The organism is Gordonia jacobaea (genome assembly GCF_001186365.1).
Lineage (GTDB): Bacteria > Actinomycetota > Actinomycetes > Mycobacteriales > Mycobacteriaceae > Gordonia > Gordonia jacobaea.
The window spans coordinates 94,636-119,165 of the sequence record NZ_LDTZ01000024.1; the positions used below are offsets into that span (position 1 = coordinate 94,636).

Genomic DNA, 24,530 nt, shown 5'->3' on the forward strand with positions numbered 1-24,530 from the left:
CATGAACTCGACAACCCTCGCGAGTGTGTCGGTCGATCTTGACAACGTGTGGTCGTACTTGAAGACACACGGAGATCCCGAGTGGGAAGCCCGACCGAGCTATCTTCACGTGGCGGTACCGCGGATCGTCGAGCTATTCGGTGAACTCAACCAGAGCACAACGGTTTTCGTCATCGGCGCAGATGCGGCTCGCGATGACGGCGCAGAAGCTGTCTCGTCGTTTGCTCGTTGTGGACACGAAGTGGGAAACCATTCGTACGAACATGAGCCGTGGCTGCAGAGGTACGACGCGCAGCGGCTTGCCGCAGAGGTCGATAGGACGCACGAAGCCATCGTGGCGGCAGGAGCCCCTGCGCCAGTTGGTTTTCGGGCGCCTGGCTACAGCCACACTCCGGAGTTGTTCAGGCTGCTCATAGAGCGGGGCTATCAGTACGACGCGAGTGTGCTGCCGACGTGGATCGGTCCACTCGCGCGGTATCAGCACTTCCGCAGCACCGAATTGTCAGACGAACAACGAGAAGATCGTGCCGACCTGTTCGGCGGATTCGGGCAGGCGCGATGGAGTCTGCATCCCCAGCGACTGCGGGCCGCAGGTGGTCAGATCGTAGAACTGCCGGTCACAACCTTTCCGGTTGCTCGTGTGCCCATGCACGGTTCGTACCTCATTCAGCTGTACTCGATTTCGCCGAGACTTGCGCGCGGCTATTTTCGTGCCGCGGTGCGCCTATGTAGGGCGCGCGGGGTCGGGATGTCGATGCTCATTCATCCCACCGACATCCTCGACCGGCGGGACGCGCCCGCGATGGAGTTCTTTCCTGGCATGGGCGTCGCGGCGTCGGACAAGGTCGCGTTCATCACCTGGGTGGTTCAAACGATGCAGGCGAATTTTGACGTGGTGGGTACCGGCGATCACGTGGCGGCGATGTCGGCGCCCGGGGTGTCGCTTGCCTCCGCGGAGATCGGGTGAGCATGCGTCGAATGAGCCCGAGGATCGACGTTATCCGCCGACGAATGCGGGTGTTGCCGCGTCCGGAATACTGTCCACAGTCCGGCGATCAGCAGTACCGCGCCCGCGTACAACGTCACGCGCATCAGCCAGATGGAGAAGTTCGCGACACCGAGTTCGTTACCGAGCCGATCGAATATGTAGTAGTGCGAAATGGCTGCCCCGAAGAACAACAGGGCCAATCCCGGTGCAAGTCGCTTGCGCAGTCGGGGATCGGACGCTACTTCGAGAGAACCGAGCACGATCGGCGCGATCAGCCACGCTGCGTCGTAGCTGAGGTGGTAGAGCGTCACCGTGACAAGTGTCAGGCCCAGCAGGACGGAAATCGATTCGAAACGGTACGACGTTCGTCGAACCAAGAAGTACGCGGCAACAACACCTGCGATGGCGATGGCGACTGTGGTCGCGGTCGAAATGCCCAATCCGGCGTGCTGGAGGCTCCCGACGATATCGATTCGCTCATCGAGCCAATCCGCCGTTCGTCTCGACGACGACTCGCTGATGTTTCCGACGAGGCTGTCGACCCAGCGCGGCACTCCGGAGACACCGCCGGCCATCACCAAAACTGCGGCGAGGGAGAGGGCTGCGCTCAATCCGACGCCGAGCAATGCTCGTCGCCATCTGCTTTGCGCAATCAGAACGACGACTACGGCCAGCCCGATATGTGGCTTCATGCAACACAATGCGACGAGTATCACGCCGATGTACTTGTTGCGCACCATGATTGCAGGGACTGCAAGCAAGACGTAGACGATACTGGGCTGACCGAGGTAGTAGGCCAGGCTCACCGGACGGGAGAGCAGAAGAAGAATCACTCCCCACGTCGCCAGCATCCCGCGCCTGATGGCGCCCTCGCGTCCGGCCGGGATCAGCGTCGCGGGGATGTTCTCGGCCACGCTCAATCCGAGCCAGCAACCGGTCGCGATGATCACGGTCATCCCGATCACGGCAGCGACGACGCTGGCGGTATTCCAATCGGCCCATCCAAGGGGAGCCCAGAGCAACAGATGGCCCGGTGCGTACGTCGGGTAATCGAGAGAGTTGGGGAAATGTTGAAGGTACGTCTGAGTGTCATAGGGATTGTTGCCCATGACGAACCAGGAAACCGGGCGCCACGTAGCGTCGCGGAAATCGACGAAGGACAGATGGCAGAGGTTTTTCCCGCAATCGACAGCGCCGTCGGCGTCGATCCGGTCTGCCAGCGCCTTCCTCACGAGCGAAACGGCGAGCGCAATCATTGCGACGATGGAGACTATGAAGAGAGGGATCTCCCAGCGGGCGTCGAATCGGCGTTTCAGCGGCATCGGGTCACCTCCGTCCGATCAGGGCGCAGAACTGCGTGCTCACTTTACACAGCGAATCCGCTCATGCACCTGTCTGGCTATACATGGTGACCGCCGCCGAGAAGCCCACGACCGAGGTGCGCCGTAGTTTCAGCCTCCGGTTCGTAGCCGCCGGCGCAGGTTTGTTATGCACCTTCTTGATGACCATCGTTGCGTATCGAGCGCTCGATGCAAGGCAGGCCGCCGTCTTCTTCGCGATCCTCGCAGCTTTGTCGATCGGCCCCATGGTCGGTCGATTGGGGTTGGGGCCAAACGTTATACGGCTACTACCGGCGGCCAAGACAGCAGATGAGGCCAAACAAATCGCCTCCGACCACTTGCGGGCAACCGCGGTGCTGTCGCTGATCACGGCACCCTTCATCGGACTGATCGCGACGTGGCCACTACGCGGTGATTCGCAATACTGGCCGGTGCTGCTACTCACGGTAGCGGTAGTGGTCGTCGAGTCGATGCGGCTGACCCTCAGCGATATCTTCGCCGCTCACGGGCGGGTGGGAATGGCCGTGTTGACCACTCACCATATTCGCAGCACGATCGTGCTCCCCGCGGTGGCCCTACTGCTTTTCGCGTTCGACAAATCATCGCTGACGGAGGTTCTCGGCGTATATACCGCCGTGGCCACGATCCAGTTGGCAATTGCGCTGACCGTGGGTCGCGCAGAAGTGTCGTTGACGACGCGTGGTCAATTGCGCGCCCTGCGCGATCCGATTCGTCATGGCGCCAAACTCTTCGTTCTCGACCTCTCCGCATTCGTGTGTCTTCCGGCTACGATTTGGCTCGCCAACTTCGCGTTCGCACCGCACGACGCGGCAATCTATGCGGCCGCAGCCACTTTGGCCCTGCAGGTCACGATTCTGGAGAGTCTCGCATCCCTCGCCGTGACGCCGGCTGTCGCGCGGGAATGGGTCTTGGGGAATCGTGAGCGAGTGGTGTCGATACTTGCGGCGGTGGCCACACTCGGTTCACTCGTGACGCTCGTGATCGTTGCATTTCTGGCGATTCTCGGAGAGACCGTTGTCTCGTGGGCTTACGGCCCCTCGATGGCCGCTGCGGGACCGTTGCTCCTGGTCCTCGCCGCGGGTGGGATCGCGAAAACAGCGTTGGGCGGGAACATCACGATGCTGGTCATCAGTGACAACATCGACCGCGCGGCGTGGTCGGCGTTCGCCGTGCTGGTAGTGGCCGTGCCCGCAGGTATCGCGGCGGCGTTCGCGGGTGGCCCGATGGCTTTGGCAATCGTCTCGGCGTGCGCGGTGACGTTGACCGCCGTAGTCCAATGGCTCAGCGCGCGTAGCGTTCTCGACGACACGCCACGACCGAGCCTCGACGTACGCGCATCATTGGCGACGTTCCGCTGACGGGTTGCCGGCTTGGCCGGTCAGCCGCGCTGTCAGCGGGACGAAGGTGAAATGGCCTCTAGTACGCGCTCTGCGGAGAGGTGCCACGAAAATCGCTGCGTGTTCTCGTGACCCATGCGAATCAGCTTCGCGCGTAAGCCACTGTCTTCTGAGATGCGGCGCACACCGTCAAGCATGGCCTGGGTGTCGTTGGGAGCGAAGTAGATTGCAGCGTCACTCGCAACCTCGGGGATCGCGGCGGCGTCACTGCAGATCACGGGACATCCCGACGTCTGCGCCTCGATAACGGGGAGACCGAAGCCCTCGTATCGGGAGGGGAAGACCAATGCGCGGCAGTGGCGATACAGGTATGCGAGCTCGGCGTCGTCAAGACGACCGGCGACTGTCGCGCCGGTCGCGAGTGGGGAAGCATCGCTGAAGACCTGGGGATTGCCGGACGCGCCCACGACGATGGTCGAATAGCCTTCGGAGACAAGCGCATTGACCGGGTCGGGAAGGTTCTTGTGTTGCGCCAGCGTACCGACGACGACGAAAGAACTGCTCACGTCCGTTGTGTCCGCCAGCTCAGGCGCCCGCTCTGCGACTGTGTCGAAACCGTCGGCGGCACAGTGCGCCACCGTGAAGCGCTCGGCAGGAACGCGAAGGTACTCGGCGAGCTCGCCCGCGCTGAAGCGGGACACCGTGACGAGATGTGCTGCCGTGCGTGACAGCAGGAAGTACATCACAGCGTAGAAGGCCACAAAGGACCGCCGGAAGGTCGCCGAAAACCGGAACGGCGTCGCGTCGTGCATCGTCACCAACTGCTTGCGTTTGAGCAGCGGTGCAGGGCCGGCGAAGTTGAGCAGAAGCGCGCCGCGACTGGCGATCGGTAGGTGAAGCTGTTCGAAAGCGACGCCGCTCCAGCGAGAGCGGTCCACCCGTGCACCGCTGTCTGTCAGCCACTGTGGAACCGATGCGTCGGCAGGAACGTCGACGACGAATCGGCGTTCTGGCGCAAGCGTCAAGAGCGCGCGGACCATCTCATTGGCATACCGCTGAGTACCCGTCAACGATTGCGCGAGCCACTTGCCGTTGATGTGAATCTCGTTCATGTCATGTTTTCAAATAGCGGATCGTAGAGTCGACGCAGTGCTGTGCGTTGCGCGTCGTCGGTGTTGTCGGCGATTGCGAGTCGCGTCAATTCGGTCTGCTCGGTGTAGGTTTCGGGATCGCCAAGAGCTTTCAGCAGAGGTCCGAGTTGCGACGGGCGCTCGATGGTCATCGGCATGTCGAATCCATGGATATACGGCTGAGCACGTGCGATCACCGGAAGTCCGGCTGCTGCTGCCTCGAGGATGGAGATCGGAAATCCCTCCCATCGAGCGGTGTGGAGATAGACATCACCCGAGGCAAGCGTCTTCAGCGCCTGTTCACGATTGAGCCATCCCGTCACATCGACCTCGGCAGCGCGCAGCAGGTCGACGTGCTCCTCGTCGCCGCCGCCGATCCACGTAGCCTCGACGTCGGCACCCGTCTCGCGAGCGGTTGTCACCGCTTCCGCGAAGAAGCGTGCGTCTTTCTGCGGACCCAACCTCCCGTTGCCGATGATGCGCAGACGTTCCGCTGACGTTCGATGATGACGTGGGATGTGCGCGGGCGTCACATTCGGCACCATGACGGCTCGCGGGCGCGAGATCGGCCATTGTGACAATTCGCGTTCGCGCGGCGAACATGCGCCAATTGCGGAGGTGTTGAAGGACAGAAGCCATTCGGCGAACCGGAATCCGGATCGAACTACGGTGGGTACGTCACGTCGCTCGAACGCGTAGCAATGTGGTGTGTAGACGATGGGTGAGCGAGGTGAGTTGCGCAGCGCCAACCGGACATACACCCCCGCCTTACTGGAGTGAGCATGAACGGCAGTTGGGCGCCCCTCGCGCAAGGTGCGGTTGAGGAACCGGATTCGGTTCGGGGTGCCCGCCGGAAGCTCTGTCGCTGAGGCGAACTGGGTCAACGACGCCGTGTCGACTGTTGCTTCGGCGCGTGTGGAGTACAGGAGGTGGTGCTCGATATCGGGATAGTTGCGCACGTAGTCGCCGATGGCGGCTGCCGTCCCGCTCGCGAACGACTCGGTGACGTGGAAGAGTCGCGCGGTGCTCGTGCTACCGGTCACGGAACCTCGATCGGGGTGCCGTTGCGCGTCCAGCCAGAGGTGGATGTGGCTGAACGGGGTGCATTGGTGACGAAGGGTTGAACCGAATCATTGACCAGCGTGATCTGTGTGAAAGAGATGTTGCTGACGGTTCCGCCACTGTCTGCGAGCACAGCAACGTCGCGTCCCGCTTTTGCCGGTGTCGACGTCACTGTCACACCGGATACCCGCACATTGCTCACACTGCGGCCGGCATTTCCCGAATAGACGAGGATCGAACCGTGCACAACGGTTCCGATATTGGCGGACGTTATCCGTCCGTTGGATGCGGACACCTGTGAAACCGACTGGGTGTAGTAGGGGTTGCCTTCGCTCGCGATGTACAAGCCCGCGCCGGAGGTGTTGGACACGTTGAAGCCGGTGATCGCGACGCGGGTGCCTCCGACAACTGTGATTCCTCGACCCCAGCGGTTTCCGTTGACGGTGATGTTCGATTCCTTGATGTCAGAACACAGGCCGTTATCGCCGTAGCTCACTACGGCGACCCCGTCATCGCCGGTGCCCGAGGTCGTCACGTTACTCACAGAGCCGCCACTCGCTCCGTTGGTCATGTGGACGCCGTCGGCGAGTGTGTCCGACACGTTCACCCGGTCGATGGTGAATCCCTTTGCACCGTCGACGAAGAGTCCCGCCGCTGCGGAGCCGCGGATGTTCACGTCGCGGACGGTGTCATTCGTGCCACTTATCACGAGCTTGTGCTGATCGAGTCCGGACTGGCGTGTGCCACTGGTCGCGCCGGCGAATGTGATTCCTGAGATGGACACGCCGTCGGCAGTCACCTGGACTGACGAAGTCAGATCATTCGTGGCGGCAAGGGTTGTGCCGTTACCTTTGATCGTCACGTTGGGCACTCGGATCTTGAGCACTCCGGAATGGCGATACGTTCCGCTGTCCAATTGGAGTGTCGAACCGGGGGCCAGCGCGTCGAACCTGTTCTGCAGTTCCTGGGTGTGGTCAGTATTCGGTGGCGCAGTGGCAGCCGAACCGCATCCCGTAATCATGAAGAGCACCGCCAAACCTACTGGTAGGACGGCACGCCGCCACGAAGCCCTCATCTCGTCACACCTCCTGGCTGAGAAACGGTCAGATAGGTTGACGAATCCGGGGCGTCAGATGGTCCCGGCTTTCTCGACTTGTTTACCCTCGTCGCGAGATACGCGACCAAAAGCAATCCCACCCAAGCGGGCGCCGCTCGGCCTTGAGCCCAGTAGAGGTAGCGGGGCATTTCGAGCAATCCTGTGAACATCACCGGGTACATGAGCATGCCAATCAGAGATCCGTTGCAGAAGGCGCGATATGTGACGCCGACAATTATGCCAGCGATCGCGAAATAAACGAGGCCTCCGAAATGTCCGTAATCGGTAAATGGTCCGGTATATCCACTGGGATTGTTGAACTCTGGATTGCCGTGCTGTGCGAGGAGGGGCCTGTAATCGGACGGACCGAGAGGGAAGGCGCTGCGGTGTGGAGGCAGCGTGCTGTACACGTGTTGGATACCAGGTGCCGTCCACACGACCTCGAGTGTGTCGTAGGGCACCCGCCCTGGCCACCGCATGTTGTCGTAGATGATCTGACCGTTGTTGATCGCGGTGGCGTAGTACCCGGCGAGTCGATCGGCGGCGAACTGGACGAAGCTGTTCGAGGTGCGTGTGCGATAGAACGACCACGATCGGAAATATTCGAACAATCCGAAAACGAGAAGCAGCACCGGAAGTGAGGCGAGCGGAATCCACTGGGCGAGGACATTTCCGCGCCGGCTTCGGTTCCCGAGATACGCACTACCGATGACAGCCAGCGGGACAACCAGCTCGAGCACGGCGAGTCTCTCGGAGAAAACGTAGGCGCGTCCGATCGCGAGAAGCATGACAGCCGTGATGATGCCGATCTGGCGTCTGCTTCTTCCCTGTGTCAGTACGAGTGCGGCCACGACCACCGCGGGCACGCCGAACTGGGTGAGAGTCGTGACCCCTGCGATTGTTCCGATCGCATCTTTTGTCGGTGTTCCGTCTGCTGCTGTCGCATTGAGGAGTTCTGCAGGCGTGATGCCCGATTTGGCGATCAGATAGCCGAAACCGAGATACCCGAACACTGTTAATCCGAACATCACCGAACTCGCTCGAACCAACAGAGCAAGTGTGTTCGGCTGCATCGGGGGCCACTCACCGCGCGCCACGGGCCGGCGCCGTACGAGTGTCATCCCGATCAATGCGGCCAAAGCCAACACGAGGACGCCCGAGCCGAACATCGCCACCGTTGCGTTATCTAGCGTCCGTGCAGACCGCCAGAGGGCACGGAACTCCTGATCGCTGATGAATACGGTCGGGATCAGTGAAAGCGAACCAACCACCAGCGCGATGGCGGTCGGCGATATCCACCAGACTGCCCGCGAACTCTGCGAACTCACCTGTCCCTACCGAAGTAGCCGACGAGTTCGCCCCTGAGATAGGCGAGATCGGCTCGCGCGTGGACTCGGTCACCCCGAACGTCGCGAACCGCGCTGCCCACCACTTTGCGCGCGCCGTGGTATCCGAACTGGGCAAGCGACAGCCGGTGACGACGCCAGAGATGGCCGTTGCCGACGCCGTACTTGAACATCTTGTCGACGAATGCCTCGGTGATCGCGTGACGATCATCGTCCTGCAGGATCTGTACCGACGGCTCATAGGAGAGCGAGTGCCCGGCGGCGATGAGGCGAAGGACGAGGTCTGAGTCTTCACCTGCGCCGCGGAGCCCGGGTGCACCGACGCCGATGCTCTCATCGAAGGGAGCGCGTGACGGCAGCGCCTCCGTGCGGAAAAAAAGGGTGCTCGAAATGCTGGTGCGTGGAAAATTCAGCCGTGTGACAGTCGTCGGTCGTCGAAGCCACCGCTGCATCGACGGCTGACCATCTTCGGTGACCTGCATGCCACTGACCCCGGCGAGTTCGGGCTGCTCGTCGAGAATCCGAGTCACGGCTTCCAACGTGTCCGGCTTGTACCAACAGTTGTCGTCCGGGTATGCGACCACGGGCGCGGTGACAACTTGGGTACCTGCGTTGCGTCCGGTCGAAACTCCCCGTGGGCTTCGCGCGGCATGGACAGGGCCCGGAAGCCCCGCAGATGTCAGCACGGCTGCGCATTCCTGCTCATCGCTTTGATCGACGACGATGAACTCTACGTCTTCGGCAATCGTCGAGTTGGCGACGGAGTCGAGTAATCGACCGAATTCACGCGGCCGACCAATCGTGCTGCACACGAGTGAAATTCTTGGCGAAGTCATTGCGATCAGATCGAATCTGCAGCTGCGACTTCACTACGGACACGGTCACGCAACGTGCGCACACCAGCCCCATTGGAGCCTTCTCCGTCTCCGTTGGACGTGTCGCGGAAATCTGCGTCGTCGTCGTCGTCGTTGTTGTCGCCGTCCGCGTGGGGCGAGACCTTTTCTTCGTGTGGGCCTTCTTCGTGCGGATCGATGTCGCTCCGGTCAGAAGTGACGTGGTCCTTCGACACCGCAGAGTCTGCCGACGCGGATGGTGCGGATACGACGCCGCTCGTCGTGGCATCGGTCGCAGTCTGGAACTGCTCGCCGTCGACGACCGCCGGCGGACGCGCGGTGGTCTCGTCGGTCCGCGTATCGGACTTTCGCGGCCACCATCGATGTCGCGTGATGGCGATGAATCCTCGCGAGGGGTCGGGCAACAAACTCAAAGTGGATGCCAGCGTCGGGAGGCGGTCGAGATACTGCTGGGCGACGACTACGACGTAGTCGGCATGGCTGAGGTGATCGGCGAGGTCGGGGTCGGTGCCGAGCGGTAGACACTCGAGTACCTGCACGGCGTCGTGATGCGCAGATGCGCCCGCGAGCAGTTCGCCGACGCGACGTGCTCCTGACCCGGTTGATAGCCCAACCACGGCAATTGTGCCGCTGTCGGGTGAGCCCAATTGTGCGAAGAGGCTTCTGGCCGCCTCTTTCTCAGCGTCCGAGGGAATACTTCCAGATCGCTGCGGCACGATCACGGGAGTCATCGTCTTGGCGTTATCGCTGACGTCGGACGCCGACGTGATGAAGCGCTTTCGGTTGCGCCAGATCAGTGCGCTGCCCAGCCCGAGGATGGCTCCGACTACACCGCCGATGATGGACATGACCGACCAGTTCGACGCTTTTCCTTCGGTTTCGGTCGCAGGCTGAACGACGGAAGCGGGAGCGCCTGCTGCCATCTGCAGTTGCAGCGCTGAGGCCTGGGTACGCAATTCCGGGATGCCTGCGGTACGACCGGCGTTCTGCTGTTGGGTGATCAGCGCATTGATCGAGTTCAGTGCCGCGGTATTGCGATCTCGTAGCTGCTGTGACGTGTGATCCAGGTAGGTCGAGATCGCGGTGTCGACGGTGCGTTGGGCTTCGCTTTCAGTCGGCGACGACGACGAGATGGTCACAACGGCAGAATTACTGTTCTGCACCGCGCTGATCGTCGGATTGGTCGCTGTTCCCAGCTTCGCTTTCACGCTGTCGCGGAATCCCGAACCCGAAAGATACGCGATCTCGCCACTGACATAGCTCTGCAGATCGTCGGTGGAAGTCGGCTGTCCGCTGATCACAGCAGACACGCTCGCAGGCTGTTCTAGTCGAACCATTGCCTCCGCCGACTGCGTGGTGTCCCCCGTCTGCGACAACGCTCCCACCAGCGCACCTAGCACGGCGCACACCAGAGTTATCGGCCACAGTGCGACGACCCCACGCGTCAACTGGGCACGATTTAATACGTGCATCAAACTAACTCCCCCTATTTACTCGATGCTACCTTATCCGAGATCGCCAACTACACCGAGAATAATCCCCCCAGGCGACGAAACTCACATCGATTCCCCAGGATTCCGTCGGATTCGTCGTTTTTGAAAGTAGGGGTTAAGGGGCTCTTCCGAATTGACGGTGCGTAGAACGGGTTCTAGGGACCACAAGATGTGGGTGAGCAAGATCGCGGGGTGTGGGCGGTGAGCCTGGGGATGTAGGCGGGTCCTGTGGTGTGAGGATGAAAGTTCCTACACAACCATCCGGACACCAACAGGACCCATGACGCAGCGTAGCGCTATTGCCGACACGATTTGCCGCACCATCGAGCTCGGGGTGACGATCACCGACGCCGCCCTTGACGGCGAGGACCGTACCCACGTGTTCTGCCATGTCCTGGCCCCGAACAACACGTGTGCCGGATGCGGGCAGCCGGGCCGGCTGCGTGATCATGTTGACCGGGAGGTTGCTGATCTGCCGATCGTGGGGCACCCGACGAGGCTGCATATCGCGGTGCCGCGCTACGTGTGCGCCAACCCCGACTGTGCCACCACGATCTTTCGTGCCGACATCTTCACGATGGTGGCGCCGCGGGCCCAGGTCACCCGACGGACCACGACCTGGATTCTGCGGTCGATGATCTGCGACAAAATGAGTGTCTCGGCGGCCGCGGCTGCGGTCGGGTTGAGCTGGAACACCGTGAACACCCTCGCCCTGGATGCGGCCCGCACGTTGGCCTCTGCGCCGGCACGCCTGGACGGTGTGCAGGTCCTCGGAGTGGACGAGCACAAGTGGAAACATGTTCGCGGCAAGGGTGATTCGAGTTTCGTGACCGTTCTGGTCGACCTGACGCCGATCGTTGACGGTACCGGCCCAGCTCGCTTGTTGGACATGGTCGCCGGGCGGTCGAAAGCGGCGTTGAAGGACTGGCTCGATGCCCGCGACCCCTCGTTTCGGGATCGGATCCGGGTCGTCACCATGGACGGATTCTCCGGGTATCGCACTGCGACCGCCGAAACCCTCGACAAGGCGCGTGCGGTGATGGATCCGTTCCATGTCGTGCACCTGGCCGCTGAGAAGCTGACGGTGTGTCGTCAACGCGTGCAACAGGATACGTGCGGCCATCGTGGCCGCACCGGTGATCCGCTCTACGGCATCCGCCGCCCGTTGCTGACCCGGATCGGATTGTTGACCGACAAGCAGAAGACCCGTCTGCGCACCGGCCTGGACGCCCGTGAGGAACACGTGGCCGTCGCGGTCACCTACGCCGTCTATCAGGAGTTGATCGACGCCTACGGCCAGCCGAACAAACGCGACGGGAAGATCGCGATGTACAAGCTGCTCAAGCGTATCCACACCGGCGTCCCGACCCAGTTGGCCGAACTCGCCCAACTCGGCCGCAGCCTATGGGCCCGGCGTGCGGAGATCCTGGCCTACTTCGACACCGGCGCCTCCAACGGACCCGTGGAAGCCATCAACGGGCGTCTGGAACACCTCCGCGGCATCGCGCTCGGATTCCGCAACCTCGGCCACTACATCTTGCGGTCACTCATCCACTCCGGCGGCCTGGCACAACACCTCGATGCACTCTGAATTCGGAAGAGCCGGTTAAGGACCTCAGTCTCCGCGTGTGAGGCTTGTTCTGTCCAGGCTTGGCACAACGGAGGGCGTCAAGGACTTCACCGGGAAAGGGTAAAGGCGAAGGCGACGAATCGCGGGCTGGGACGTCACGCCTGAACCCAGGTCAACTAAAGCGAGCGCGCAATGCGCGTCGGTCGATCTTGCCCGGACCGCGCAGCGGAAGTTCGTCGACTTCGATGATGTCGCGGGGAGCGGCGTAGCGGTCGAGTCGTTCGACGACGGCGACACGGATGCGCTCAGCGTCGAATCTGCTTGTGTCAGAGGGGATGACGAAGGCGACGACCTTCTCGCCGAGACGGTCGTCGGGTAGTCCGACGACGGCGCACTCGCGTACGGAGTCGTCGTCGAGGATCACGGCCTCGACCACCTGGGGTACCACTGTGAGTCCGCCGGTGGTGATGGCTTCGTCGGCGCGGCCGATGATGCTCAGGACGCCGTCGTCGACGCGGCCGAGGTCGTCGGTGATGAAAGTCCGTGCGCCGGGCGTGAGTGTGAAGGCCGGGTGATCGGGAAGGTTGCGGTATCCGTGGGCGACCATCGGGCCCGAGAGTGCAACGCGCCCAACGCCTTCGGGGTTCGGGTTGATGAGGGTGATGGTGACCCCGTCGAGCGGGATGCCGTCGTAGACGCAGCCGCCGCCGGTCTCGCTCATGCCGTAGGTACGCACGATGGACAGCCCGGCGTCGAGTGCGCGGCGCAGGAGCGGTGCCGGAGTCGCCGCGCCGCCGACGAGAAGCGCGTCGGCGGCTCGGAGCGCTGCGGTGGCACGTGGGGAGTCGAGGACTTTGAGGAGTTGGGTGGGGACCAGCGAGGTGTAGCGGCGCGGACCGTCGAGGGCGTCGAGGGCGTCGGCGAAGGCGTCTGGGTTGAAACCGGACGAGACGTCGAGGACGCCTGGCGTGAAACCTGCTGCGAGTGCGCGGAGGAGGACTTGGAGTCCGGCGATGTGGTGCGGCGCGAGCGCGAGGAGCCAATTACCCTGCCCGCCAAGGTATTTGTGCGTCGCTGCCGCAGATGCGGCGAGGGTGCGGGGCGTGTGTTGCGCACCCTTGGGGGTGCCGGTGGTGCCCGAGGTGGAGATGACGAGCGAGATGGCGTCGTCGATGGGGGTGTCGGCGGCGAGAGCGTCTGCGAGGCGCTTCGCGTGGGCGGGGTCGGCGGCCGGCACTGGCAGGGCGGCGGGGGTGGTCTCGACAAGCTCGACCAGCGGTTGGGGCTGGACCGGCGGGGAAGCGAGCTCGACCGGCGAGGGGGTGGTCTCGACAAGCTCGACCAGCGAGGACGGCTCGACCAGCGAGGACGGCTCGACCAGCGAAGCCGGCGGGGAGGGGGGCTCGACCAGGGCGAGCAGCTCGTCGCGGAGGTCCAGGACCGTCGCGTCGGCGGGCAGGGGGAGTGGTCGCAGGATGCGGGTCACCGCAGCAAAACTACTCCGGCTCGGGGACGTCGGGCGGTGGCGGGTCGAGGGGGTGGTCGTCGAACGGCCAGCCGCGTGACTCGAGGTAGGTGCGGACGCGATCGATGTCGGCCTCGTGGGGCAGCTCGTGGGTGACCTTGGAGATCTTGACCCCGGCGTCGATCTTGGAGATCGGTTCGGGCGGAGGCGCGGACTCGCGGATGAGCTCGCCCGAGACCTCGTCGACTTCTTCTTCACTGAGCTGTCGGCGGAGGAGGGCGACGAGGGGGATGTAGTCGTCGGTGGGGACGCCGTTGGGATATCCGGCGCGTAACCAGTCGATGATCTTCTTCAGAAATTGCGGCCGATCGGCCACGCGGTCCCCCTCTCGCACACGCAGACGCCTTACGCGTTCTGGTCTGCGATTCTAAGCGGTCCGCGCCTGCTCGGGGCAGGCGCGGACCGGTGTGACTTGTGATGGCTGAGCAGCCTCAGCTCACCGTGATCTCAGTTGGGTCAGTCCAGATCGTGAACCTGATCCTTTGACTCCGCTGCCAACGGCCAGCCAACCGCGGCAAGTCGAGACGCGACCTGATTGACCTCGTATTCGGTCGGTGGTTGGTCGGAGACCTTGGAGATTGCGTTCGAGATCTGCTCTTCGGTGAGCGGAGTCCCGATTCCCTGCTCGGCGGCGAGCTCCATGCAGATGCGCATGATCTGATCTTCGTCGAGCACCTTGGTCAGCAGTGCGAGCAACGGCGGGAAATCGGTGGCTGGGATGCCTTCGGGATAGCCCTTGCGAATCCAATTGACGGCGGACTCGAACAGCGAGGTGTTGGCCATGATGCCTTTCGGTTCGAAATCGAAGTGTCGAGTGGCGCGGGGGCCTACTTCTTATATGCCCACGAGGGGAAGATCTTGATATCGAAGTAGTAGTTGAGCGTCTGGCGGCAAATCCACAGCAGGCCGATCACGATCACGGCCGCGACGATCGCGAACAAGACGTAGCCGAGTGCACGTAGTGCCGGATTGGGTGCCGAGGTGGTGCCGTCGGCGTTGAGTCCGCCTTCGCCGCGCGACTCGCACACCATGCCGACAGCGAACAGAGCGGGCAGACCTGCGCCGAGAACCAGACCGATCGCGAAGACCTTGAAGATCGATTCGAGGATGTCCATGAGATTCAGCTTTTCCTTTTGTCGTCCGTCGTCGTCTCTGGTTGCCTACGTCATTGCTGTCGGATCGGGGAGCTGACGAGGTCCGTCCTGGCCGGCCGGCGGGATGATCGAGTTGGTCTCTTCGTCCCAATCGTCGTTCACGTTGTTGGAATCGACCTTGTTCTGCTGTGCGCGCCAGTACATGTAGGCCGACGCCGCGACGAGGACGAGGAAGATGACGACTGCGCCGAGGACATCGCCGAGCAGGTGGCCGAGGCCGTAGCAGATCGCACCGATGAGTCCGGCTGCCGGAAGGGTGGTGACCCATGCGATCACCATGCGTCCGGCGACGGCCCAGCGAACCTGTGCGCCCTTTTTGCCGACACCGGAACCGAGGATCGAGCCGGTGGCGACCTGTGTCGTCGACAGTGCCATGCCTGCTGCCGAGCTGGTCAGAATGATTGCGGCGGAGCTGGCTTCAGCGGCCATGCCCTGCGGCGAGCTGATTTCCACAAGGCCCTTGCCCAGCGTGCGGATGATGCGCCAGCCACCGAGGTAGGTACCCAGTGCGATGGCTCCGGCGCAGCTGACGACGACCCAGATCGGCAGGCCGTGTGACACCGACGACGCGCTCAGGTGACCGGTGCTGATCAGGGCGAGTGCGATGACACCCATCGTCTTCTGTGCGTCGCCGGTGCCGTGGGCAAGCGACACCAGGGAGGCGGTGACGATCTGGCCGCTGCGGAAGCCCTTCTCCTGCTTGGAGACGAGGACCGATGCGGTGATCTTGAAGATCAGCCAGGTGCCGACTGCGGCAACCGCGCAAGCGATGAACGGCGACGCGAGCGCGGGGATAATGACCTTCGACAGCACGCCGTGCCAGTCGATTCCGCTCATGCCGAGCGCCGCGATGCCCGACCCGATGAGTCCGCCGAACAATGCGTGGCTCGAGCTCGACGGTAGGCCGAAGAGCCAGGTGAAGAGGTTCCAGAGGATACCGCCAACGAGGCCGGCGAAGATGATCAGCAGCGCTTGGTTGACGTCGATGCCGGGGATCAGATTTCCGGACTTGTCTTGTAGGTGAAGGATGTTCTTGGTGATTGTCGCCGCGACCTCGACCGAGAGGAACGCGCCGACAAGGTTGAGGATGGCCGCGATTGTGACCGCAACCTTGGGCTTGAGGGCGCCGGTGGCGATGGACGTCGCCATGGCGTTTCCGGTGTCGTGAAATCCGTTGGTGAAGTCGAAGCCAAGTGCTGTGATGACCAGCAACACGAGGACAAGCATCTCTCCGCTCATGGGCAATATCATGCGACCCGCCTTAAGGTTTCGCATAAATTACGTTCGACTGCCGTAAGTTTGTGACCTGCGGGTTTGCCTACCCGCACACTGTGTTCACCTAGTGTTCACCGAACCGACCGTGGGCAGACACCATTTGCGCAGCTAATGTCCGATTTTTGTGTGTGGGGGTCTCGACAGGCTCGACCGGCGGAGGGGGCGCTCGACCGCGGGGCGGGTGGTCTCGACCGCAGGCGGGTGGTCTCGACAAGCTCGACCAGCGGGGGCCGCTCGACCAGCGGTGAGTGCGGCCAACCAGCGAAACCTCACCCCGCTGGTCGAGCGGGCGCGAGCGCAGCGAGCACCCGAGTCGAGACCACTCCCTGCGACGGGGTGGTCTCGACAGGCTCGACCAGCGCAAGCGATGCTCGACCAGCGGGCAGGGCGCTCGACCAGCGGAGCGGCGACGGTTGAACGAGCGCTCGGGCGGGCCTAGTGCGGCGTCGAAGCGCTGTGGAAGAATCCGAAACCATGACCGCTTCTGCCATCAAGCTCGGTATGCCCATCAACTACGCCGGCGATTTTCGCGAGACCATCGACAACCTCGTCGACTTCGAGGCCGCCGGTGTCGCTCGGATCGCGGTGCCTGAGGCATACAGCTTCGACGCCGTGAGCCAGCTGGGGTACATCGCGGCGCGCACCGAGAAGATGGAGCTGCAGTCGGCAATCCTGCCGATGTACTCGCGCACGCCGTCGAACTTGGCGATGACCGCCGCGGGGCTCGACTTCATCAGTGGTGGTCGCTTCGTGCTGGGCATCGGGGCGTCGGGGCCGCAGGTGATCGAGGGTTTCCACGGCGTGAAGTACGACTACCCGGTGGGGCGCGCGCGTGAGAACGCCGACATCTGTCGACTGATCTGGCGCCGGGAGAAGACGGAGTACCGGGGCAAGCACTACACCCTGCCGTTCACCAAAGAGGACGGTGGAACCGGGCTTGGCAAGCCACTGAAGATCATCAATCACCCTGTGCGTGAACGTATTCCGATGCTGCTCGCTGCTATCGGCCCCAAGAACACTGAAGTCGCGGCCGAGATGTTCGAGGAGTTCCAGCCGTTCCTGTTCCACCCCGAGCACGTCGACGTCGCTTTCGGTGAACCGCTGGCAGCGGGCAAGGCAAAGCGCGATCCGTCGCTGCCCGAGCTGGGCATCGTGGTGCAGGCGACCGCGCGAGTGACCGAGGACGCGGAGCAGATCGAGAACGCCTCGCAGATGGTTCGGCATCAGGCCGCGCTGTACATCGGCGGCATGGGCGCGCGCGGAAAGAACTTCTACAACCAGCTCGCCGTGCGTTACGGCTACGCCGACGCGGCCAAGGAGATCCAGGACCTCTACCTCGACGGTAAGAAGGTCGAAGCTGCAGCGGCGGTTCCCGCAGATCTGGTCGAGGCGATGAGCCTGATCGGTCCGCGTTCGCTGGTGGCCGAGCGGGTCGCGGCGTTCCGCGCGGCGGGTGTCACGTGCATCCTCGCGGCTCCGGTGGCGCCGACGCACAAGGAGCGGGTCGAAGACATGGCCCAGCTCGCGGAGATCTTCGCGAGCTGAGCCAGCCTTCGTCCGCATTCAGCGGTCAGTTGGTTTTCGTTGACGTGCCCGACGAGCTCTTGGTAGCGGTCGCCGTTGCCGTGGGCGTTGCTGTGGCAGTTGGCGTCGCGGTTGCCTTGGGCGTGGCCGAGGGTGTTGCGGTTGCCGTGGGTGTTGCGGTCGCTGTTGCCGTGGGCGTTGCTGTGGCTGACGGTGTCGCGGTTGCCTTGGGTGTGGCCGAGGGTGTTGCGGTTGCCGTGGGTGTTGCGGTCGCGGTAGCCGTTGGCGTGGCGGTTGCGCTCGACGACGCCTTGGATTGTGTCGTCGATTGAGTTGCTGCCGACGGCGTTGTTGTCGCGGTTGGTGTGGGTGTTGCGGTGGCCGTCGAGGTAGTTGTCGTCGCCGCCGTTGTTTTCGCCGTTGTCGTCGTGGCCGACGCGCTACTTGCCTGTGCGGCAAGCTTTGTGACAGTTGTGGTCGTGGCGGCATTGGCGCCGTAGGCGTTGCCCAGTGCTGCTGCCAAGTCGTTCAACATCTGCTGGAACTGGGCAGCCAATGCGGCCATCATCTGCTGGAAAGCATCATTGAGCGCTGCCCCGGGGTCCGTGGTTCCGCCGCTGTTGCCACCGCCAGTGTTTCCACCACCTGTGTTCCCACCGCCCGTGTTTCCGCCGCCGGTCGACGGTGTGCCCGAATTGGATCCGGATGCGTACTTCGCGATGAGCTCGGCCAGGACCTGTGCCGCGGGTTTCGCGGTCCAGTCGGTATGGAAGAGCCCGAAGTTCTCCTCAGTGCTACTGCTCCCGGTGTTGGTGTCGCGCGTTTCGTAGATATAGATAGGTCCGGCGCCGGCCTGCTTCTGCCAGGTCTCGATGAAGTCCCGGATGAACTCAGCTTGTCGTGCTTCGGTGTACGCGCCGGTCGTCGGCTGGCCGTATTCGGTGATCCAGATCTTCTTCGCGGAGTCGCCATACTGCGCCATGAGCGCGCGGATCGCCGCGATCTGCAGCGATGGCGCGTCGGGGTGGTCGTTGCTCGAGTACGACGCGTCGTATTGATACGGGTGGTACGAGAGGGCGTTGAAGTATCCCGCCGCGCCCGCCGCATACATCTGAGAGATGAAGTCGACCGGGTTCAGCGTGATGCCACTCGTAACGGCCGCCCCGACGACGCCGGCGATCACGACGGCGTTGGGGTCCGCCGCCTTGATAGCGGTGTAGGCGGCCTTGAGCATTGCCGTGTAAGCAGCGGGATCAATGGGGTTATAGAACAGTGTCGAATTGGGTTCGTTCCACACCTCGTAACCCGAAATCTTGCCCTTGTAGCGCGTTGCGACGGCAGTGGTGAAGCCTGCGTACACCGCCGGATCGGTGTGACCGCTGATGATGTTGCCTGCCCACCACGGTGTTGCGGCCACCGTCGCCACCAAGCTGATCCCTCGGGATTGTGCGGCGTTGACAAGTTGATCGAGCTGGGTCCAGTCGTACACGCCCTGACGATTCTCAACGCTGGCCCACGGGACGAGTACGCGCACGCTTGTCACGCCCAGCGATTGGATTTTGTCAAGGGTCGCGTTCAGGTCGGCGCTGCTCATCGAGTACAGCGATGAGTCGGCGATACCTATGGTAGTTGACGATTCATCGATAACCGCCGCCATAGTGTAAGGCAACGTGACGGTGCGAATCTGGGAAACGGAAGACTTTGCCGCCGGCGAGATGGTGGGAAACTCTGTGGCGACCAAACCTGTGCCGAGAAGTGCTGCGGCACAGAGTGTTAAAGACCTGGTGCGGAGACGTGATGCGGGCATCGGGCAGATTCCTGTCAGTTGCCCCCCTAAGCTACAGAGTAGATACGAAAACCGATTCGGCCGAGTTAATGGGGGGTTACTGAGAAATGTTGTGAGGATTCTACCGGCGGATTCACAGAGGGTTTTCAGGTTGGCTGCGCACTATACGCTTACGGCTCGCGGGGCGGTTCCGTAATCAGAACGTCGACATCGTGTTCGGCTCGACAGCCGCTCTGCGCGATGCGAGATCTGAGTCGGCAAGGTCGAGGTTCGCGGCCACAGCGCTCACGGCGGCCGACGCTTGGCCGTGACTGCCTGTTCGTCGACGCTTCCGCCGCGTCGTCGGGTTGGGTTGGGTTGGGCTCGGGCCCCTGCAGAAAGTAGGGGAAGGGTTCTTTCCCCGAGTTGTCGACGTTTCTCCGCGAAACTACCCACGGAAACCCACAAAACCCGGGGAAGAACTTCTTCCCCGGGTTTCTGCACTGGGCGGAGCCGTATGGCGACCGATGTGTCAGCCGACGAGGTGTCAGATGGCGACGGCGGGGCTGGGCGCCTCGATGGCGACGTCGGACTCCACCATCATCCGGACCAGCGACTTGAAGTCGACGCGAGGTTTCCAGCCGAGCTTCTCGTGCGCCTTCGTGGAGTCGCCGATGAGAAGATCGACCTCCGCGGGGCGGAAGAATGCAGGGTCGGTCTCGACGTAGCGCTCCCAGTCAGTGATGCCGACGGTCTCGAAAGCGACGTCGAGCAACTCGCGGATCGTGTGTGTCTCTCCGGTCGAGATGACGTAGTCGTCGGCCTCGTCCTGCTGGAGCATCCGCCACATGGCGTCGACGTAGTCTCCGGCGAAGCCCCAATCGCGCTTCGCGTCCAAGTTGCCCAGTACGAGCTTGTCCTGGAGGCCCAGGCTGATGCGCGCCACAGCCTGTGAGACCTTCCTGGTCACAAACTCGGGCCCGCGCCGCGGTGATTCGTGGTTGAACAGAATGCCCGAGCTCGCGTGCATCCCGTACGACTCGCGATAGTTGATCGTCATGTAGTGCCCGTAGACCTTGGCGACGCCGTAGGGCGAGCGCGGCCAGAGCAGCGTCGACTCACGCTGGGGTACGTCTTGCACCTTGCCGAACATCTCCGAGCTCGACGCTTGGTAGAAGCGCACGTCCTTGCCGGAGTCGTCGGAGTAGAAGCGCACGGCCTCGAGCATATTGAGAACACCGAGACCCGTTACCGCACTGGTCAATTCGGCGTTGTCCCAGGAGTACGCGACAAACGACACCGCGCCGAGGTTGTACACCTCGTCGGGCTGGGCCTTTGCCAGTGCCCTGATGAGGCTCGCCAGGTCGAGAAGGTTGCCGCTGAGGATCTTCACGTATGGGTGGCTGCGTCGCAGTGCCGGCAGCTTGGGGTTGTTCTGCCCACGGATCAGTCCGTAGACCTCGTAGCCCTTCTCGTGCAGCAACTCAGAGAGATAGAGCCCGTCCTGGCCGGTCACGCCCGTGATCAGTGCGGTTTTCAACGTGTGTTCACCTCAATGCTTGCCAGCAGCCGTAGCGATCCGGCGTCTGAAGGTTTGGACTAAGCAGGAGCAACAGGAGAGTCTGCATAGTGTGCGCGCTTGAATTACAACCGATTTTCGCCACCTCGGCAAGCGCAGTGGCAGTAGTCACAGGAGATGGCAAAACCGTATCAGGAAACCTGAAACATTCGCGACTATAGCGACGATATGGACTTAATGCCTAAGGCACGTTTCGTATGCTCAGGTGGGCCTGGGGTGGCGAATTCGTGAACTCAACCTCACAGAAAACTTGCGGTATCGGCGCCTGGGCTTTGTGTTTGGCTTGTAGCTCGCGACGTCGATCGGGCGCGCAACGCTCGGCGCGTCGCACCCAAGAAGTTTCCTCCCGTTCACCCAATGGAAACATGCGGTGAGCTGGTTCGACGCGTCGCGTGCCGACTTCATTTGCCGATGTCAGTGCCAAATAGTGACGGTGCGCACATGGCGGTAACGAACTCCATTCTCGTGCCGAATGGTGTGATAGACACGTGTAGATGGCCATAATGTCCGATTCGTTCGGCTGCGCGTGTCAAGCATTTTGGGCGCCGGGCTTTTATGGCGGAGCCGCTTGCTGGAGCGAATAGTTTCCACGACTGGGTTACGCTTGCGCGGTGTGTATCGGGAGATGGTCGGCGGTTTCAACGATGAAACCGTTCTGAACACTGTGTATTCCGCTCTTGAAGTCAACGTCCACGAATGGCGGTTTCTAAGAAATCATGCGCCTCGCAATAGCCCACGACTACCTCACGCAAAGGGGTGGCGCCGAGAAGGTTGTCTTGGCTCTGGCAAAAGCGTTCCCTGACGCGCCCATCTACACCACCCTCTTCGACGCGGATGGCACGTACCCGGAGTTTTCCTCCATGGATATCCGGCCGAGCTTCCTCAACCACGTTGGCCCGTTGCGTCGAAACCATCGAGCGGCACTCCTCGCGCTACCGCCTGCGGCACGGTCGGTAAAGATCGACGCAGATGTCGTGATCGCGAGTTCCAGCGGCTGGGCACACGGCTTTCAGACGACCGGGCGCAAGATCGTGTACTGCTATTCGCCTGCCCGATGGCTCTACCAGACCGATGCGTATCTCGGTGACGGGGCCGGACTGGCAAAGCGTGTCACGCTGGCACTCATGGCGTCGTCACTACGTCGCTGGGACCGTAGAGCAGCAGCGCAGTGTGATCAGTACCTCGCCATCTCACGCGCCGTCGCCGGCAGGATCAACGACGTGTACGGACTCGACGCGGCTGTACTGCCTGCGCCGGTCACACTCACCGCACTGCCGGATTCCGAAATGGAAACGGTCCGTGAGATCGAGCCGCTTGTACGAGAAGAGGACTCGTATTACCTGTGCGTGTCTCGATTGTTGGCCTACAAGAATGTGGACAAGGTGCTCGATGCTTTCGCCGGCAGTGGACGCAAGCTCGTCGTAGTCGGTCGTGGGCCTGAACGCGATGCGCTTGTGGCAAAAGATCTTCCGAATGTGACCTTTCTCCAAGACCTTTCGGACGCGCAGATGTCGTGGCTGTATCGACACTGCCGAGCAGTGGTTGCGGCGAGTCTCGAAGACTATGGACTCACGCCTCTCGAGGGCGCGATTTACGGAAAGCCCTGCGCTGTGCTGCGTTGGGGTGGCTTCTTGGACACCGTCGTCGAAGGTGTGACCGGCGTCTACTTCGACAATCCCGATCCGCGCTCGATTGCTCAGGCGGTGACCGCGTTGGAAGAGATCGAATGGGATCCACGGGTGATCGCGAACCACACGTCCCAGTTCAGTGAAGAGATGTTCAGTTCGGAGATGCGCCACCACGTCGACAAGCTGGTGCAGTACGCATGAGTATGTCAGCGCCGATAGCGCTCATCACGGGTGTCGAGGGCCAGGACGGCTGGTATCTGAGCCAGTTGCTCAAGGCCGAGGGATTCGAAGTGCACGGTACGGTTCACCGCGAGCCGAACATCGGGGACGAGACCGTTGAACAACTCATCGCGAACAGGGTGGGCGTCCACGTCGCCGATGTGGTCGATGGCGACAGAATGCGAATGCTGTTCGACGCCGTGCGGCCCGATCACGTCTTTCACCTGGCCGGCGTGTCTTCGGTTGCACGGTCGTGGGAAGACCCGGTTGGCACGACTCGCACCAACTCCATGGGCACGGCTGTTGCGGTCGCTGAGGCACTTCGGTTTCAGGAGGTGTCGGGTAAACCCGTCACGTTCGTAAACGCCTCGAGCGCAGAGGTGTTCGCGGGATCTGGCCGCGTTCCGATCGACGAGACGGCTCCGATCGCTCCGATCACACCGTACGGCGCTTCCAAGGCGCTCGGTCACACGCTCTGTGTCGCCTATCGGGCCAAGGGGCTCGCCGCGTCGAATGTGATCTTGTTCAACCACGAATCGCCCGAGCGCCCCAACACCTTTGTGACCGGCCGGATCGCGGAAACAGTTGCACGGATCGGGGCCGGAAGCCCCGAGACCCTCTCACTGGGCAACCTGAGCGCTCAGCGTGACTGGGGGTGGGCGCCCGACTATGTCGACGCGATGCGTCGGGTTGCACTGACCGGACGCGGCGAGGACTACGTGGTCGCTACCGGAACGCTGCATTCGGTCGCCGACTTCGTCGCCGTAGCCTTTGCTTCCGTCGGTATCGAGGATTGGGCAGAGCGAGTCGAGGTGGCAGACAACCTCGGGCGACCCAACGACGCCGCCGTGCTGGTCGGCGACTCGACGCGGTTGCGTACCGAGTTGAATTGGGCACCGACGCGGACCTTCGAACAAATCGTAGAGTCCATGGTCAATCACTACGCGCAGAAAGAGATGGCATGACGGTGGAAAGCGCCCGGCAGGATGAATCAACGGGTTCTGAGCAGAGCGAGCCGACGATCACGCTGCCGCAGCGAGACGACTTCACGCCGCGCTACGACTTCAACGACATCAGCAAGTTGGGCAAGGCGCGCAACAGGATCGGCATCCTGCTCTACAACTCGTTGATCACGCACATCCCGTCGCACACTGTGCGACAGGGCTTTCTGCGAGCCTTCGGTGCGAAGATCGGGAAGGGGACGTCGATTCTCCGTGGCTGCCTCTTCTTCGACATCGACCAGGTGCGGATCGGTGACTACTGCTCCATCGGATTCCGATGCCTGTTCGACGCTCGATCGGGCATTCTGATCGGCGACAACGTGGTCATCGCGTCGGACACGCAGATCATCGCCGGGCACCACGATCCCAACAGCCCCACCTTTGCGCCGATTCTCAATCCGGTGCGGATCGGCGACTACGTGTGGCTGGCAAGTCGGTCGACCGTGCTCGCGAACGTCGACATCGGCCGAGGCGCGGTGGTTGGTGCCTGCGCGCTGGTGACGAAGTCGGTGAACGACCTCGAGATGGTTGCCGGTGTGCCTGCGAAGGTTCGCTCTATGCGCGATCCCGATGCGTTGCAGTACCGGCCGTTTTATCGGCCGCTGCTGTACTGACGGTCGGAC

At 62.4% G+C, this 24,530-nt stretch carries 21 protein-coding genes; 7 read left to right on the plus strand and 14 right to left on the minus strand.

Translation table 11 applies throughout. From position 1 onward, the window contains the following. Position 1: 1 nt before the first annotated feature. Positions 2 to 967, plus strand: a complete 966-nt coding sequence (locus ABW18_RS20470; protein ID WP_049700828.1) for a polysaccharide deacetylase family protein — start codon at positions 2 to 4, stop codon at positions 965 to 967. On the opposite strand, the gene ABW18_RS20475 is transcribed toward ABW18_RS20470, so the two are convergent. Continuing rightward, positions 910 to 2,310 (minus strand): glycosyltransferase family 87 protein, encoded by a 1,401-nt coding sequence (locus tag ABW18_RS20475; RefSeq protein ID WP_049700829.1) that lies wholly within the window; start codon positions 2,308 to 2,310, stop codon positions 910 to 912. The genes ABW18_RS20470 and ABW18_RS20475 overlap by 58 nt on opposite strands. A 179-nt stretch (positions 2,311 to 2,489) precedes the next feature. Here ABW18_RS20475 and ABW18_RS20480 point away from each other — a divergent pair, with 179 nt between their 5' ends. After that, positions 2,490 to 3,707, plus strand: coding sequence for a lipopolysaccharide biosynthesis protein (locus ABW18_RS20480; protein ID WP_235434468.1), 1,218 nt, complete (start codon positions 2,490 to 2,492; stop codon positions 3,705 to 3,707). Between the two features lie 32 nt (positions 3,708 to 3,739). Here ABW18_RS20480 and ABW18_RS20485 read toward each other — a convergent pair whose 3' ends face one another. The 6 genes from ABW18_RS20485 to ABW18_RS20510 are packed head-to-tail and all read right to left on the minus strand — an operon-like array spanning position 3,740 to position 10,484. Beyond that, complete coding sequence (locus tag ABW18_RS20485) at positions 3,740 to 4,798, minus strand: glycosyltransferase family 4 protein (protein ID WP_049700831.1); 1,059 nt, start codon at positions 4,796 to 4,798, stop codon at positions 3,740 to 3,742. Continuing rightward, complete coding sequence (locus tag ABW18_RS20490) at positions 4,795 to 5,859, minus strand: glycosyltransferase (protein ID WP_049700832.1); 1,065 nt, start codon at positions 5,857 to 5,859, stop codon at positions 4,795 to 4,797. The genes ABW18_RS20485 and ABW18_RS20490 overlap by 4 nt, the downstream gene beginning before the upstream one ends. After that, positions 5,856 to 6,899, minus strand: a complete 1,044-nt coding sequence (locus tag ABW18_RS20495) for a right-handed parallel beta-helix repeat-containing protein (RefSeq protein WP_152930161.1) — start codon at positions 6,897 to 6,899, stop codon at positions 5,856 to 5,858. Before ABW18_RS20495 ends, ABW18_RS20490 begins: the two co-directional genes overlap by 4 nt. 50 nt (positions 6,900 to 6,949) lie before the next feature. Further along, positions 6,950 to 8,302, minus strand: a complete 1,353-nt coding sequence (locus tag ABW18_RS20500; RefSeq protein ID WP_049700834.1) for an O-antigen polymerase — start codon at positions 8,300 to 8,302, stop codon at positions 6,950 to 6,952. Beyond that, on the minus strand, positions 8,299 to 9,156 hold the full coding sequence (locus ABW18_RS20505; protein WP_049700835.1) for a glycosyltransferase: 858 nt from the start codon (positions 9,154 to 9,156) through the stop codon (positions 8,299 to 8,301). The genes ABW18_RS20500 and ABW18_RS20505 overlap by 4 nt, the downstream gene beginning before the upstream one ends. Positions 9,157 to 9,161: 5 nt before the next feature. After that, on the minus strand, positions 9,162 to 10,484 hold the full coding sequence (locus ABW18_RS20510) for a GumC domain-containing protein (protein WP_152930162.1): 1,323 nt from the start codon (positions 10,482 to 10,484) through the stop codon (positions 9,162 to 9,164). 463 nt (positions 10,485 to 10,947) lie between these two features. Between ABW18_RS20510 and ABW18_RS20515 the strand changes: the two genes are divergently transcribed. Then, positions 10,948 to 12,258, plus strand: coding sequence for an ISL3 family transposase (locus ABW18_RS20515; RefSeq protein WP_049700837.1), 1,311 nt, complete (start codon positions 10,948 to 10,950; stop codon positions 12,256 to 12,258). A gap of 151 nt (positions 12,259 to 12,409) precedes the next feature. Here the strand turns inward: ABW18_RS20515 and menE are convergent, their stop codons facing one another. The 5 genes from menE to ABW18_RS20540 all read right to left on the minus strand — a co-directional run bounded on the left by menE (position 12,410) and on the right by ABW18_RS20540 (position 16,155). Next, the gene (gene menE / locus ABW18_RS20520; protein WP_416259118.1) at positions 12,410 to 13,723 is read right to left on the minus strand and encodes an o-succinylbenzoate--CoA ligase; all 1,314 of its coding nucleotides are present in this window, start codon (positions 13,721 to 13,723) and stop codon (positions 12,410 to 12,412) included. 10 nt (positions 13,724 to 13,733) lie between these two features. Beyond that, positions 13,734 to 14,078, minus strand: coding sequence for a DUF3349 domain-containing protein (locus ABW18_RS20525; RefSeq protein ID WP_049700838.1), 345 nt, complete (start codon positions 14,076 to 14,078; stop codon positions 13,734 to 13,736). A gap of 140 nt (positions 14,079 to 14,218) precedes the next feature. Continuing rightward, positions 14,219 to 14,545, minus strand: a complete 327-nt coding sequence (locus ABW18_RS20530) for a DUF3349 domain-containing protein (protein ID WP_049700839.1) — start codon at positions 14,543 to 14,545, stop codon at positions 14,219 to 14,221. 44 nt (positions 14,546 to 14,589) lie between these two features. Next, on the minus strand, positions 14,590 to 14,877 hold the full coding sequence (locus ABW18_RS20535) for a hypothetical protein (RefSeq protein WP_049700840.1): 288 nt from the start codon (positions 14,875 to 14,877) through the stop codon (positions 14,590 to 14,592). 45 nt (positions 14,878 to 14,922) lie between these two features. Further along, positions 14,923 to 16,155 carry an inorganic phosphate transporter gene (locus ABW18_RS20540; protein ID WP_235434470.1) on the minus strand — a complete coding sequence of 411 codons (1,233 nt, stop codon included), beginning with the start codon at positions 16,153 to 16,155 and terminating at the stop codon, positions 14,923 to 14,925. A 510-nt stretch (positions 16,156 to 16,665) separates the two neighbouring features. Here ABW18_RS20540 and ABW18_RS20545 point away from each other — a divergent pair. After that, the gene (locus tag ABW18_RS20545; protein WP_049700874.1) at positions 16,666 to 17,736 is read left to right on the plus strand and encodes an LLM class F420-dependent oxidoreductase; all 1,071 of its coding nucleotides are present in this window, start codon (positions 16,666 to 16,668) and stop codon (positions 17,734 to 17,736) included. 25 nt (positions 17,737 to 17,761) lie between these two features. On the opposite strand, the gene ABW18_RS20550 is transcribed toward ABW18_RS20545, so the two are convergent. Beyond that, positions 17,762 to 19,522 (minus strand): endo-1,4-beta-xylanase, encoded by a 1,761-nt coding sequence (locus ABW18_RS20550; RefSeq protein WP_049700841.1) that lies wholly within the window; start codon positions 19,520 to 19,522, stop codon positions 17,762 to 17,764. A gap of 505 nt (positions 19,523 to 20,027) precedes the next feature. Further along, positions 20,028 to 21,020: a GDP-mannose 4,6-dehydratase gene (locus ABW18_RS20555; RefSeq protein ID WP_049700842.1), complete on the minus strand. Its 993-nt coding sequence runs from the start codon at positions 21,018 to 21,020 to the stop codon at positions 20,028 to 20,030. A 755-nt stretch (positions 21,021 to 21,775) separates the two neighbouring features. On the opposite strand from ABW18_RS20555, the gene ABW18_RS20560 reads away from it, so the two are divergent. Genes ABW18_RS20560 through ABW18_RS20570 form a run of 3 tightly spaced genes read left to right on the plus strand, consistent with a single transcriptional unit; the run spans position 21,776 to position 24,521 of the window. Continuing rightward, on the plus strand, positions 21,776 to 22,888 hold the full coding sequence (locus ABW18_RS20560; RefSeq protein WP_049700843.1) for a glycosyltransferase: 1,113 nt from the start codon (positions 21,776 to 21,778) through the stop codon (positions 22,886 to 22,888). Continuing rightward, a complete protein-coding gene (locus tag ABW18_RS20565) occupies positions 22,885 to 23,871 on the plus strand; it encodes a GDP-mannose 4,6-dehydratase (protein WP_049700844.1) in 987 nt (328 codons plus the stop codon). The genes ABW18_RS20560 and ABW18_RS20565 overlap by 4 nt, the downstream gene beginning before the upstream one ends. After that, a complete protein-coding gene (locus ABW18_RS20570; protein WP_049700845.1) occupies positions 23,868 to 24,521 on the plus strand; it encodes an acyltransferase in 654 nt (217 codons plus the stop codon). The genes ABW18_RS20565 and ABW18_RS20570 overlap by 4 nt, the downstream gene beginning before the upstream one ends. The last annotated feature ends 9 nt before the right edge of the window (positions 24,522 to 24,530 follow it).